Here is a 12,967-nt window from a genome sequence, read left to right as displayed (position 1 = left end):
CCTATGAACAGTGAGGCAGAAACCATCGAAGAAGAGCTCGTTTACGGCGCACGACGACGCGAGCTCATGTGGCAGAAACTGGGGCTGACAGGCATGGCGTTTGGCATGGCAGGTTGTCTCGCCGCTGCTCTTGTCGCTCTGTTCGACGCGGACCCGCCGCCCATGATCGTGCCCTTTGATAGCGAAACCGGCATGGCCCTCCCCAATGCCGTGGTTGAAGCGGTCTCACTCACGGAACGCCCCGCTATCATCGAGGCACAGGTCTACCGCTATGTCATCGATCGAGAGACATACAATCAGCTCGACAATGATGTGCGTGTGCGGCGGGTCCTGGACCAGTCGGACGGCGCGGCAGCTGCAGGGCTGCGCGCATTATGGACCAGCGGCCACGAAGCCTATCCGCCCGACAGCTACGGCACAGATGCGCGGCTCGATGTCGAGGTTCTGTCGATCACCCATATCAGCGCCAACCGTGCCCAGGTGCGTCTGCGCAAGCGCTTGAACTCGCCGCGCGGCACTCAAAACGGGCTCTTCACCGCAACGCTGATGTTTGAGTTTCGGCCCGAGAATAGCCGGTCGATCGATGATGTCTGGCAGAACCCTTTCGGCTTCACTGTCACCGAATACGCGATCCGCTCAGATCGTCTGGAGTAACCAATGCGCCGCATATTCCTGATCCTCGCTTTAATTGTTCCGCTTGCTGGCACCGCCTATGCCGAAACGCAGCCGCGCCAAGGCCCCTTTGATGCCCGCGTCCGGCTGGCCACCTATCAGGATGGGCAGGTCTACCGTATCCGCACCAGCCTGACCCATGTGACCAGCATTGAGTTTGGCCAGGGCGAGACCATCCGCTCGATCATTGCGGGCGACACTGAAGGGTTCCTTTTGGACGGCGTGCCTGGTGGCCAGGCCTTTGCCATCAAGCCTGTCACGCGCGGTGCGCATACCAACATCACCGTCTACACCAACCGGCGCAGCTATTATTTCAACGTCACTGAGGCGAGTTCGCCGACCTTCTATGTCATCCGCTTCACCTATCCTGAGTCCGCTCCGCAGCAATCCCGAGTGGCCGCAAGCCAGCCTTCAAACCACGCCTATGGCGTCAGCGCGCGGACCGAAATCACCCCGCGCGAGATTTGGGATGACGGCACCTTCACCTATTTTCGCTTTGCCGCAAACGCGCCGCTACCCGCGATCTTTCGCTGGTCGGCTGGCAATGAGCGCAGCGTGAATACGCTCGCGCGGCCAGACGGCGTGATCCGTGTGTCAGGTATCAGTGATCGATGGGTTCTCCGGCTCGGCGAGGATGAGATCTGCGTACAAGAGATGAGCGAGGCAAACCACGATGAGTGAAACAGCTGAGCTTAAGAAACGCTTAGAAGCGCTTGAAGGCAAACCACAAAACGCGAAGGCGCGCCCGTCTGTTGTCACGATTGCCTTGGGCATTGTGGCAATCGCAGCCCTTGGGGGGCTCATGTGGTTGTTCTCTGGCGGCTCTGCCCCCGAAAGTCTGGAAACCGCATCCCCTGATGAGTTCCAAGCGGCCGGACCGGGCTTTGGTACGCTCGAGCCCACGCCTGCACCGATTGACACAGCCCCGCCGCCGGAGCCGGAACCGGCCAGCGACACAGAAGAGCTGCGCGCGCAAATGGACGCCATGCGGGAAGAACTTGAAGCCCTGCGCAACGCGCCAGCACCTGAAACCCCAGCCGTCAACACTGAAGCGCTCAACAGCTTGAGCGCAGAGATCGATGTCCTGTGCAGCGAGGCCGCCTCCACCCAAGCCGCCTTGCGCGAAGAGTTGGAAGAGCGTGGCCGGCAAATCCAGAGACTGCAGAACGATCTGGAACTTGCACGCCTGGAAACCCCGCGCACGCCCGCACCGACCGGCCCCACGGCCGAAGAGCTGCGCCTTCAGGAACTCGAGCGACGACGGCAAGCCGAACTAGAGGAACTACAAGCACGTATAGCCAGTCCTATCATCGCCTTTGGCAGTACTGGAAGCGGCAACACTGAAACCGCCGCGCAGCAGCGGCGACTTGATGGCGATACAGACTTTGTCCGCAATGGCGCTGAACCTGCCGAGGTGACACAGGCACAAGTGATCGTGAACCCGTCAAACACGGTTGTTCAGAGCACGATGATCCAGGCCGTATTGGAGACAGCGATCGACAGCTCACTCGCCGGTCAGGTCCGCGCCATGGTGTCTGAAGATGTCCACGCCTATGACGGCTCACGGATTTTGATCCCGCGCGGCGCACGCCTGATCGGACGCTATCAATCTGGCCTCGATATCGCGCAACAGCGCGTGATCATCGCCTGGGATCGGATCATTCTTCCCAGCAACCAGACCGTCGAAATCAGCGCCTTTGGTGGCGATGAACTGGGCCGCTCCGGCACAACCGGTTTCGTCGACAGTCGTTTCGGCACCCGGTTTGGGTCGGCCGCCCTGATTTCACTGATCAGAGCTTTGCCAGCTGTGGCAGCCCAGAACACCGAAGATGAGATCACCTCTGATGTTCTGGAAGGCATTGGCGAAGACCTGCAAGACAGCGCGCACAGCGTGATCAGCGAATATCTCTCCGTCTCGCCTGTGATCTATGTCGACCAAGGAGCCCGCGTCACAGTGATGGTCGACCGCGATCTGGAGATCTTCTGATCATGGCGGCCAGCTACCTGCAAAGCTCGATGGACAAGATCCCCGAGGCGCGTGATCCAAAATTGATCGAGCTTTGCATCAACCCTGACGGTACACTTTGGGCCGAGTTTCAGGGGGATCATTTTATGCGGTCCGTCAATCGTCGGCTCTCGCCCAATGAAATCAAAGACCTTGGCAATCAGATTGCTTCCGCCGCGAACACCACGCTCAGCCGAACGAAACCCATCGTCTCGGTCAGCATTACCTTCCGCGACCGCCCCATCCGCGCGCAAGTCATCCAGCCTCCCGCCGTTGATGGCAGGTATGCGATTTCTCTGCGGTTCTTCGCCGACCTTCCATTGGAACAGATCAAACTGTCCTACCTGTTCGGAAAAGAGCGCAGCAACGAGGCTGCAAGACACAAGCGCAATGCCGAGTTGCGCGATGTCGTGGCTACAGGCGACATCGACGCCGCGATCAAGTTCTGCGTCACGCACAAGCTCAACATGATCGTGTCCGGCGGCACCTCGACCGGCAAGACCGTCACGGCCCGCAAGATCCTCTCCTTCGTGCCCGACGACGAGCGTATCATCACCATTGAAGAGGCTGCTGAACTGCGACCGAAGCAACCCAATGTCGTCACGCTGATGTCTGACCGGGACGAAGCCACGCGCAGCGCGGATGTCCTGCTGACCTCTACCCTCCGCATGCGGCCAGACCGGATTGTCTTAGGCGAAGTGCGCGGCAAGGAGGCCATGACCTTCCTTGAGGCCATCAATACCGGGCATGGTGGCTCACTCACCACGCTGCACGCTGAAACGCCTCAGCTGGCGGTCCAGCGCCTGGCCATCGCCGCCCTGAAAACCGACGTACCCATGACCTACCAGGACATGAACGACTACATCACCCGCTCAATAGATGTGATCATCCAGGCCGGTCGCCATGAAGGCGCGCGCGGCATCACCGAATTCTATCTGCCGATTGATCCGGCCCATCCAAAGGAAACAGCCCATGTTTGAATACAAGATTGAACAGATCAACACCGCCAAAACCAAGCCACCGAAGATCGAAGCGCAGCTGACCGCCCTTGGCCAGGATGGCTGGGAACTGGTCTCCGTCGTGCCGGATTTCGATGGCGAGCACATCCTGAAAGCCTTCTTGAAGCGTCGAACAGGCGCGAGCGTCTAGAGCCAAACCGAGGAGGATCCGATGGGCGTCGTCACCTGGATGGTAGAGACAACCGACAACTTTCTGGACGACGCGGCCCAAACCACCTTTGGAAACGTCGCGGGTCAGCTCGGCGGCGTCATCGCCGTGGCCTCGACGCTCGCGGTGATCGGCGTCTTCCTCAACATGGTGTTTCAGTACAAATCCATGGATGGGCGAACCGCCTTTTGGTTCGCCCTAAAGCTCATGCTGATCTCTCTGTTTGCTATGAACTGGGTCCAATTCAACGGTGTGGCCAGCGCCCTGATCGATGGGCTCGACCAACTCGCGGGCGGCATGGTGGCCGGGCTTGGCGGCGGCGGTGCAGGTGCATCTTACTTTGCCGAAGCCTTCGACGATCTTATCGAGGAATTTGGCGACTACCTGAACGCGGCAGGAGACAACATGCATTGGATGGCCGGAGCCCTGATCGGCGCGATTGGTGCGTTCCTCCTCGGCGTCATCGGCGCGCTCTGCGGGCTTGTTCTGATTTTCGCGAAGATCATGCTGGCGTTCATGATCGGCATCGCCCCAATTATGATCGCGCTGTCGCTATTTGATGTCAGCAAGGACTATTTCCACCGATGGCTGTCCAGCACCGTATCCTATGCGCTCTACCCACTCGTGATTGCAGGGGTGTTTTCCACCGTTGTCGGTATGTCGCGCTCACTCATGACCGAACTCGGAGACCCCACCGGAGCAAGCAACATTGGCGCGCTGGTGCCCTTCTTCATGATGATGTTCCTCGCAGGCGGCATGATCATCGCCACCCCGCTGATCGTACGCTCTATCTCCGGCAACTTCATGATGGCAGGGCCGCCGAGCATTCCTGGACCCGGCGGCTTCGCAAAGGGCTTGATTGGAACAAAAGGTTCGCGAGCAAGGGCGCGGCTTGGAAGTAGGTCTAATGCTGAGATCGCAGGGGCTGTGATGCGGCAGGCTAGCACTGCGACTGTTTCGATGGTTCAGCGCGTGGCGGAGAGGGCGAAGCGTTTGGAATAGGGATTCGGCCAAAATCGGTCCTCTGTAACAATTGCAAGAATATCGGCAGGCCCAAGGTAGCTTTAACGCACACTGCAGCGACTCGCAGGCCTAGCAAAATCGGCCAAAGGGTGTCGACGCAGCAGATGTGTTAAGGCATAACTGAGTTTCGGGCTGGCTCTGACTGAGCGTATAGTCAAGACGAGGTTGAGCATGTGCCAAAGTGAAGAATCGCATAAACAAAGTGATTTCGCCAAAGAGCCCGAAGTAGCGGGTGCTTTGCGTAAAGTGATTCAGAATCGCCGCCTCACGAAAGAATTCCTGGAAACAGACGAATTTGAGGAAATTCTTGTATCGCTGCGTAAAACCATACTTGACGGGTCACCATATGAAGTTTGGAGTTGTCTCTCAATAGCGGGACGAGCAGCCTCTGTTTCTAAACCTATGGAAGCCGTTTTCCTCACAATTGTGGAGGAACGCATTGCATCCGGACTCCCTTCCTTTGAAGCTCTCCAGGATGGTGAGGACCGTTGGTACCTTGCGAAAGCCATGCAAAGGAAAACGACACCAGAGGTCGTCGAAATTGCTTTTTCTGAAATTGTTAGAGATGACTTAGGTGAAAAGGCAAGGCGTGTATGGGTTGAAATCGGCCTTTCGGCGGCTGAGACCCGAGAGGAATTCCTTAATAAGATAAACAGAAATATCGATAGCCTACTTAGTTCGGAAGGTGTTCGATCTGATTTACTGACCCGCCGTATCAGAAGGATAAACTCAGCTATCGATGACAGATTGATAACTTCGGACTTGCCGTCAGGTTCAGAATTCAGTCATCAGCTAAGGTTATTTTTCACTGGCCACCTCCCTAAAGAAGGACCAGAAGACAGGCGCCTGCGGGAAGAAGCGGCCATCGAAGTGATAGGATCCCTCATAGATATCGTCCGGCTATCGCTTTCTGCTTCTTCGGACCCGAAATCATACCTTATTGCACAAGATTTAAGAAACTGGTGGCAGCCAGCATCGCCGCCGCAGGAATTCGAGGGGTTATCACGCAGACTAATTCGTCATGGCGCTGAAGCACTGCATGTTTTCTCACGCCAAGGCCTTCGCAACGAAGCTTTGCGAAATAGTCTGAAAGCGGTCGGCGGAAGCGATCTCCTAGCGGGGATCACGCGGACGATCGTCAACCGAGATTCGAGCCTACCAGAGGAGATGTCTGCCTGGTTCTGCACCGGGGAAGAACCTCGGAAGCGCCAATCAAGTGCTGCTGTAACAGCTCTTTCCGGCGAGCGGCTTGATACTGACATATCGCGGTTGCTAATTTATGTAAGTTCTGCGGAATTTGATGGAGCCGCAATCGAGAGAATTGCCCAAGATGTGAGTGAACTCATGCCAGACGAAGGGCAGATAATCTCGCGCACTTCCGGAAGAGCGAAGCAGGTTTCCCAAGTAGTACAGTCTCTGGCCAAGAGACGTCATATCAATCTCTTTCTCGATATTGGCGAGGTGGTTCAGTTTGATCCAGCTCAACATGAAGCGGTCAACGAGGGTCCTATCGCTGCAACTGTATTAGTTGTCAGACCGGGAACCCGAAAAACCGAGCCAAGTCGTTCGCCGTACATATTACTCAAGCCGAAGGTAAAGCATTCATGAACGAGGAGTTTGCAAAACTAATTCTTCAAGGTCTCGTGGAGAGGGCCTTAGAAGACAGAAAGAAAACCTATTTATCTGAAGCCGAGTTGAAGGCCATTCAATGCTTGATTGACTTACAATTAGAATTGCCCAGTGATGACAAACTCGAGATTGAGGCGGTTTCTCAACCCGATGATTTCCAGCCGGTAGTAAAGTGGCTGCCCGAAAACACTCCGGATGCCGAAACGCTTGTCTGTATTGATTTCGGGACCTCTTTTTCAAAGGCTCATGCGAGCGAAGGCGACGATCCTGACGAAGTCCCCGATCTGATCGATATTGCACTTTCGGAGAGTGCCGAAGGGTCCGCACGGTTTCTAATGCCCTCTGAGCTTTTTATTCATCAGGGCGAAATTCACTTTGGGCGATCAGCGCGGAAGATCTTTGACGACATTGCCGCGGAACAGGACCAGCTCATCGATAACCCAAAACAATATATGACCTTGAGCAAGGATGTTTCCAACCTAGAGAAACGGATGCTACCAGAATCCAAGGATCCTGATCGCACCTTTTCTGAAAGAGATGCCCTCGTTCTTTATCTCTCTCACTTGGTAAGAATGGTCGACCATTCCCTCGTTTCAGCCGGGCTTTCGCAAGATATTTCAATGCGCTACACGCATCCAGCCTGGAAAAGGGAAGTTGCGGGTCACAACTCAATTGCGATGCGCCGGATAGTTGCAGAGGCGATTGCCTTGGCGCGGAGTCACCCTTCAGATTTCGTTGAGGAAGTGAATGTACGTCGGGCATCCAAACTCCTACTTGCCGCGAGACAGGCTTCCGACGAGGATTTGCCACTCAACCTTCTGAACGAACCAGTCTTAGAGGCTACCGCAGCAGGTGCCGGTGCCTTGATGGAAGCTCAGCCCACAGGTCGACAACATTTTGTCATCCTTGATATTGGCGCAGGCACGACCGACGTCGCGGGATGCATCTGTGTAAAGGGAAAATCCCAGCGGGCAAAGGTATGGGAGATCCAAAGCGCACGGGGCGCTAAGAATTTAGCGGGGAATGCTATAGACAATGCGCTTCAGAAATTCATTTTGGAGCGTAGCTCGCTTGCGAAAGGAACAACCGAGTACTCGCAAGCCGAAAGAGCGCTGCGCCGAACAATCCGTGCAGAGAAAGAGGCCCTTTTTTCCACTGGCGAAGCACTCGTTGAACTTGTTACCGACGAACTTGTTGAAGTTAAGCTTGAAGACTTCCGCGATGACCCCATGATCGAAAAGATCTTCGATTCTATTAGGGATATGGTTGCCAAAGCAGCAATCGCGATTAAGGAAGGCGACGCAAAGGTCTACCTTGTTCCAACAGGCGGGGGCGCAGGCTTACCTTTGGTCAATGAATTGACTTCCAAACCAATTTCAAACGATGGGCAGCGCGTGAAGCTTGAACTCAGCAATGCTATGCCAGACCAGTTGAGGGATGCTTATCCTGAGATTGAACAATTTTATCCTCAGCTTGCGGTGGCTATCGGCGGAGCGCATCCAGCACTTCCTGAACAAAAACCGACGCTAGATCAGTTTGACGGTGATCCGGGACCAAAGCACATGACGCCCGTGTATACTTCCCCACACTCTTGAGAAAGCCATCAACAAAACTCTGCACAGAACCGAGGATTGAATGATCTTCGGGCATTTAGAGCAATGACTTGAGGTGAAACTTCGGATTTAGTTCACCGGACACCTTAGCGATAATGATGACCCCACCTTTATCCTCGAGTTGCTTCTTCCATAAACCGCTCCACCCTTGCTGCACCGGCCTGATAGTCACCTAAACTCGCGGTGTTTTCGGTCTGCGAATTTTGCTCTTCAACTGCCATTTCTTCGATCTCCTTGCGCCGTTTCTCGCCGACACTTCCAGATTCATTTGCAACCTTCTTCGACATTTCCATCGCCCCGACCTTCGCTTCCAGCGCTTTGATCTGCCCTTGCAGCCCGCTCATTTGGTCTTCGGCGGATGGATACGGCAGATCGCCGCTCTGCTTGTCGAAGATCTGCCTAAAAAACCGATCCTCATAGTATTTGATCCGCTTGGCGCGGACAGGCATTTGCGCGTCGACGACCAAGACGATGTCATCAAGATCCATGCGCCGCGCCTCATCCTCTGGCAGCAACGCGGTTTCTTCAGTCCGTTCAGACATGCTGCGACCGGCGAAGGGGTTACGTCCGACTGATCGCGAGCGGGTCACAACACGCTTGGTTGTTTTACCGACGGCTTTGCTGAGCTCTTCGATGGTCTTTTCATCTGAGGGGGTTAGATAGAGCTTGATGCCCGCGTTACCCTGCAAAGCGCGGCGGGCATTTTCGCCGTAGATTTCGTCCAGCGCCGGGATTGTCTGGGTGACGATGGCGAGATTGGCACGGTAGGACCGCAGAGTTTCGATGCTGTCGAGAACGATTGGCATTTGGCCCAGGCGGTTGAACTCATCGAGCATAATCATGACCGGCCAAGGCTCGTCCTTACCAGGTTCATGGTCCTGAAGTGATGCAAGCAGGTCCGAGAAAAACAGGCGGATCAACGGCGCGAGCGGTTTTACCATCAGCGGTTCGACCACGAGATAAACCGAAAACGGCGATTTTCGGATATCGCGAAAATCGAAGTCCGACGTTGCGGTCGCACGGTCGATGGCCGGGTTTGACCACTGCTTGAGGCCAGATGTCATCAAGAGCGACAGGTAGGATGTCAGCGTGTCGTTGTTGGTCGAGGCCATGCGCATGAAGATCAGCTTGGCGGCTGGATTGACCACTTCATCGGCGCGGCGGCGATATTCCTTCTGCTTGTCTCCGCCTGAAGCCGTGATCCGGTAGATTTCGCCCAAGGTGGGCCGCTTTCGCTCGAACGCCAAAAGTCCTGCCGCCACGAACAGATCGATACCACCATCGAGAAGCCCTTGGACCCGGTCGCTATCAGCTTGCAAGAACAGCGATGCTAGAAGCTGCAGCTCCATCTGCTGGCGATCGACGTTGTCCAGCGCCGATATGCGCAGCAAAGGACTGTAACGATGCGAGCGGCCGTCCTTCCAATCTGTGGGCGCGAACCGGAACACCTTGTCGCCCTGCGCGGCCCTGTGGCGCGCCGTCGCCTCGAAGTTCTCGCCCTTCACGTCCAGCACCACGGCACTGCCCTGATAGGTCAGAAGGTTTGGGATAACAAAACCCGTCGTCTTACCGCGTCCGGTCGGGGCGACGATCAGGGCATGGGGGAACACCTTTGACATCACGAAGGGTTTGCGACTCTTGGACTTGCCCATTTTGCCAAGAACAAAGCCCTGGCCAGGCTTGCCGAAAAAGCCATTCCGCTTCATCTCGGACATATGCTGCCAATGGGTTTTACCAAACTTGGTCAGCGCGTCGTTCATCAACACAGCGCTAAGCAAAACACCCGCGCAAGTGCATATCCCGACGATCAAGTGAACGATCTGCATATCGGCCGGATGGGTCGTGCGAAGATCTCCATAGCCACGCGCCAGTATCAGAAAGTCGATATCCGCCCCACCCCCGAACCAGCGAAACGTCAAAAAGGCTGAGGCCAGAACATACCCCAAGACCGCGCCCAGAAGAGCAAAGCTTATGACGCCGAGTGCGATCCGCGTCTTACCCATGCGTCATGCCCTTTTCGCCATCGCTATCAACATGCCGCTCGCGCTGAACCTCAATTTCTTCATTGGCGATCTCGTCGAGGACGTGCTCCATCGCCACGCTGTTCGCCAGAGCAGCATCGCTCTGCAGGTAGGCTTTGGCCGCATAGAGCCGGTCCAGGCGGTCTTCGATATGTTCCTCCAGCGTGGTCTCATCGCCAATCGCCAAGTCCGGGGTGCTTTCTTCACCGACCAGTTCCTCCAGCTCGGAGCGCAAGGTCTCGCGTTCCAGATCGCTGCGGAAAGGATCTGCGGTTGGGTCGTCCCTCATACGGCTCAGGATATCAGCCATGGTCGGCGACAACCCGTCGACTATGGTTTCCTGCCGGTCGGTCTCCACCGTCCCACTGTCTTTAAGAACCTCAGCATCTGCCAACATACGGCCCAGATCACTGTGCAACTGGTCAAGGCGGTCGATCGCTTTCTCAAGCTCATCGGCGCGTGACAGATCAAAGCCGTGCTTCTCGGCAATCGCATTCAAATCCTGTCCAAGCCATTGCCGCTCGAGCGCGGCATTGCCCGCGCCAATTTCGACACGACGTGTCACCTCTTGCGCGTCAATGCCGGTGTCTTTCAAAGCCTGCTGAAGACGTTCTGCCAGAGCTGGGTCCTGCAACGCTTCTTGAGCTTCGGCCCGTATATTCGCTGCGGAATAGATCCCACTTTGGGACGCGTCTTCGAGCAAGGTGTGGGACTGCGTTCCCATTGGACTCAGATGTGACAGTGAACGATAGATGTCGTTCAGCTCATGCTCGAGCGCTGCGCGCCGCTCCACCGGGGCGTCCGCGACGATGCGTTCAGCTTGGTTGATCTTGTCGTGAAAGGCATCCACGACCTCATCAAACGAATGCTGTTCTTCGGCCATACCATATACCTTTCCATCTGCTTCAATCGGTTTGCCCTGCGCCAAGAGAGTCGCGGCCTTGCCCAAGGCTGCTGCAATGTCATGCTGGTTCTCGCGCGAGGCTTCGGCCGCCAATCCGCGATAAATCCGCGCGTTCTGCGCCACCTCAGCCAAGGCACGGTTAAGCTCTGGCCCTACTCGCTCGCGCTCAGCCAGCTTCTGGCCGGTGGTTTCGGCACGGCGCTGCTCTACGTCACTTGGCCTCTTCGTCGTGATTCCACGCTCAAGCTTACGGGTCGCCTCAAGGCGCAGCCCATAGCGGTCCGACACCTCCACCATCGCCTCGCGAAAACTGTCGTAGTTGAAGTGGTGCCCTTCTTTCAGAAAGAAGAATTCACCGTCCTTGCTGCGCCGGTTCAGAACGATATGCGCGTGCGGATGATCACGGTCCTCATGCACGGCCGCGATATAATCAAAGTGGCTGCCTTCGCCCTGAAAGAAACGCTCGCAAATCTCGCGCGAAATGTCGGCGACATCCTCACCGCGCGTGCCAATCGGAAAGGCCATCAAGAGATGTGAGGTGTGCCCTAGTCTTGGATGAAACCCCTCATTCCACTGCGCTGAAAACCGGCGCGCGACCTGCTCGATCTCTTTGGCTGACAGAACGCTTTGGCCGTCATAGGTGCCACGGCTGTCGATAATGAAGCTCGACTTGGTGGTCAGGTATTCCAGCTGGTTGCGCAGCTGCGATTTGTTGTGCGTGCCGCCGTCGCGAATGGCTTTGAAGATCGCCGGGGAATGCCCCATGGCCGCGCGCGCCATCTGCTTCGCGCGGGCGCGCGGGACGCTGCCGCGAATGCGGCTCCAGTCGCGATCAAAGAAGGCCTCCTGCGCGGCGGCAACGGCGCTATTGCGGGCCATCGGTAAAGCCTCCCAGTACGCGGGCAACCTCGCCGGACAATGCACTACGACGACGCTGCGCCATGTCCTGAACCTGGTCGGCGATATCGAAAATCAGCCCGGCCAAAGCGCGTACCTGGCTATGGGCGGAGTTGCCATAAGGCGGCGTCTTGCCCTGCCGCTTTGCCTCGTTCAGGCGCTGCGCAATCTGGTTGATGTTGTTGCCGGTACGATTGAGCGAGGCCGACAGACTTTGCATCTGATTGGCCAGTTCGTCGTCGGGAACAAAGAGATCGTTTGAGGCTTGGATCAACCTCCGCAACCCCTCGGCCCGGCTGGTAATATCATGCCGCGTCAGCACCGCATCGAAGCCCGCAAGCTCCTTTGGCGTGAGCCGGGCATTCACCAATTCTGAACGCACGCGTGCATCCAACTTGCGGCTTTGATCGGCCTTCAACGTGTAGAATATGCTGCGGGGCGTGACGCCGTATTCGCGGGCCAGATCCTCGATCGGCACCCCCTCGGCACGCTTGCGCACGATGGCAAAACGCTGGTTTTGCGTCAGTCGCTTGTGCCGTGGTACGCGCGATCGGCCCATGTGAAGTAATCACCCCTATTTCTTGCCAGCATCATACAGGCACCCTGTTATGGCACTTCGCCATAATTGATTCAATATTATAATACTGCATCAACTGCCTGTATTCCGTTTGGAGCAGCCATAGGCTGCGATCGCCGGGCAAAGCCCGGCCACATGCGCAAGGCAGGGCACCACTAATCGTGGTTCCACGCCTCAGCATCGCCTAGCAATTGCAGCGCTATTGCGCGGGCCGCGCCTTTGGCGCTGGAATAGGCTTGATGGTCGGGCAGCTCGTGCAGATCAAAGGGCTGTTGCGGGTCGTCCGGGGTCTCAACTCGGACATAGATAGCCCAGCCATCAATCAGTTCTGGATCATCACAATACTCCTGCCCGCCATCGGGCAGATTGCAGAACCCATGAAGATGCACGCTGGCGCGGCCCTCTCGGCCCGCCTGCCTGATGTCAGAATACGTCATGGCAATCCTCGGCGCTTTCCTC

At 56.4% G+C, this 12,967-nt stretch carries 12 protein-coding genes; 8 read left to right on the top strand and 4 right to left on the bottom strand.

Annotation, left to right across the window (positions count from 1 at the left end; all coding sequences use genetic code 11):
• Positions 1-3: 3 nt before the first annotated feature.
• From ABJM03_RS08595 to ABJM03_RS08560, 8 genes are all read left to right on the top strand, one after another.
• Positions 4-654 (top strand): type IV secretion system protein, encoded by a 651-nt coding sequence (locus ABJM03_RS08595; protein ID WP_348416985.1) that lies wholly within the window; start codon positions 4-6, stop codon positions 652-654.
• A gap of 3 nt (positions 655-657) precedes the next feature.
• A complete protein-coding gene (locus ABJM03_RS08590; protein ID WP_348416984.1) occupies positions 658-1,353 on the top strand; it encodes a TrbG/VirB9 family P-type conjugative transfer protein in 696 nt (231 codons plus the stop codon).
• A complete protein-coding gene (locus tag ABJM03_RS08585) occupies positions 1,346-2,659 on the top strand; it encodes a TrbI/VirB10 family protein (RefSeq protein ID WP_348416983.1) in 1,314 nt (437 codons plus the stop codon). The genes ABJM03_RS08590 and ABJM03_RS08585 overlap by 8 nt, the downstream gene beginning before the upstream one ends.
• Before the next feature lie 2 nt (positions 2,660-2,661).
• On the top strand, positions 2,662-3,657 hold the full coding sequence (locus ABJM03_RS08580; protein WP_348416982.1) for an ATPase, T2SS/T4P/T4SS family: 996 nt from the start codon (positions 2,662-2,664) through the stop codon (positions 3,655-3,657).
• Entirely contained in the window at positions 3,650-3,826 is a 177-nt protein-coding gene (locus tag ABJM03_RS08575; protein ID WP_259938008.1) for a DUF4177 domain-containing protein, read from the top strand. Before ABJM03_RS08580 ends, ABJM03_RS08575 begins: the two co-directional genes overlap by 8 nt.
• Before the next feature lie 21 nt (positions 3,827-3,847).
• Complete coding sequence (locus ABJM03_RS08570) at positions 3,848-4,846, top strand: type IV secretion system protein (RefSeq protein ID WP_348416981.1); 999 nt, start codon at positions 3,848-3,850, stop codon at positions 4,844-4,846.
• A gap of 192 nt (positions 4,847-5,038) precedes the next feature.
• Positions 5,039-6,475, top strand: a complete 1,437-nt coding sequence (locus tag ABJM03_RS08565) for a hypothetical protein (protein ID WP_348416980.1) — start codon at positions 5,039-5,041, stop codon at positions 6,473-6,475.
• Positions 6,472-8,091, top strand: a complete 1,620-nt coding sequence (locus ABJM03_RS08560) for an Hsp70 family protein (protein WP_348416979.1) — start codon at positions 6,472-6,474, stop codon at positions 8,089-8,091. Before ABJM03_RS08565 ends, ABJM03_RS08560 begins: the two co-directional genes overlap by 4 nt.
• 128 nt (positions 8,092-8,219) lie before the next feature.
• On the opposite strand, the gene ABJM03_RS08555 is transcribed toward ABJM03_RS08560, so the two are convergent.
• From ABJM03_RS08555 to ABJM03_RS08540, 4 genes are all read right to left on the bottom strand, one after another.
• Positions 8,220-10,112, bottom strand: coding sequence for a type IV secretory system conjugative DNA transfer family protein (locus ABJM03_RS08555; protein WP_348416978.1), 1,893 nt, complete (start codon positions 10,110-10,112; stop codon positions 8,220-8,222).
• Positions 10,105-11,913, bottom strand: a complete 1,809-nt coding sequence (locus ABJM03_RS08550; protein WP_348416977.1) for a relaxase/mobilization nuclease domain-containing protein — start codon at positions 11,911-11,913, stop codon at positions 10,105-10,107. Before ABJM03_RS08550 ends, ABJM03_RS08555 begins: the two co-directional genes overlap by 8 nt.
• Positions 11,900-12,490, bottom strand: coding sequence for a hypothetical protein (locus ABJM03_RS08545; RefSeq protein ID WP_348416976.1), 591 nt, complete (start codon positions 12,488-12,490; stop codon positions 11,900-11,902). Before ABJM03_RS08545 ends, ABJM03_RS08550 begins: the two co-directional genes overlap by 14 nt.
• A gap of 173 nt (positions 12,491-12,663) precedes the next feature.
• On the bottom strand, positions 12,664-12,945 hold the full coding sequence (locus tag ABJM03_RS08540) for a hypothetical protein (protein ID WP_348416975.1): 282 nt from the start codon (positions 12,943-12,945) through the stop codon (positions 12,664-12,666).
• Between the last annotated feature and the right edge of the window lie 22 nt (positions 12,946-12,967).

Origin of the sequence: Sulfitobacter sp. (genome assembly GCF_039977885.1) — a bacterium.
Classification (GTDB): domain Bacteria; phylum Pseudomonadota; class Alphaproteobacteria; order Rhodobacterales; family Rhodobacteraceae; genus Sulfitobacter.
This window is presented reverse-complemented; position numbering and strand designations above follow the sequence as displayed.

Coding starts and splice junctions, on each gene's coding strand:
- ABJM03_RS08595 (WP_348416985.1), top strand. CDS start 4: ATGAACAGTGAGGCAGAAACCATCGAAGAAGAGCTCGTTTACGGCGCA.
- ABJM03_RS08590 (WP_348416984.1), top strand. CDS start 658: ATGCGCCGCATATTCCTGATCCTCGCTTTAATTGTTCCGCTTGCTGGC.
- ABJM03_RS08585 (WP_348416983.1), top strand. CDS start 1,346: ATGAGTGAAACAGCTGAGCTTAAGAAACGCTTAGAAGCGCTTGAAGGC.
- ABJM03_RS08580 (WP_348416982.1), top strand. CDS start 2,662: ATGGCGGCCAGCTACCTGCAAAGCTCGATGGACAAGATCCCCGAGGCG.
- ABJM03_RS08575 (WP_259938008.1), top strand. CDS start 3,650: ATGTTTGAATACAAGATTGAACAGATCAACACCGCCAAAACCAAGCCA.
- ABJM03_RS08570 (WP_348416981.1), top strand. CDS start 3,848: ATGGGCGTCGTCACCTGGATGGTAGAGACAACCGACAACTTTCTGGAC.
- ABJM03_RS08565 (WP_348416980.1), top strand. CDS start 5,039: ATGTGCCAAAGTGAAGAATCGCATAAACAAAGTGATTTCGCCAAAGAG.
- ABJM03_RS08560 (WP_348416979.1), top strand. CDS start 6,472: ATGAACGAGGAGTTTGCAAAACTAATTCTTCAAGGTCTCGTGGAGAGG.
- ABJM03_RS08555 (WP_348416978.1), bottom strand. CDS start 10,112: ATGGGTAAGACGCGGATCGCACTCGGCGTCATAAGCTTTGCTCTTCTG.
- ABJM03_RS08550 (WP_348416977.1), bottom strand. CDS start 11,913: ATGGCCCGCAATAGCGCCGTTGCCGCCGCGCAGGAGGCCTTCTTTGAT.
- ABJM03_RS08545 (WP_348416976.1), bottom strand. CDS start 12,490: ATGGGCCGATCGCGCGTACCACGGCACAAGCGACTGACGCAAAACCAG.
- ABJM03_RS08540 (WP_348416975.1), bottom strand. CDS start 12,945: ATGACGTATTCTGACATCAGGCAGGCGGGCCGAGAGGGCCGCGCCAGC.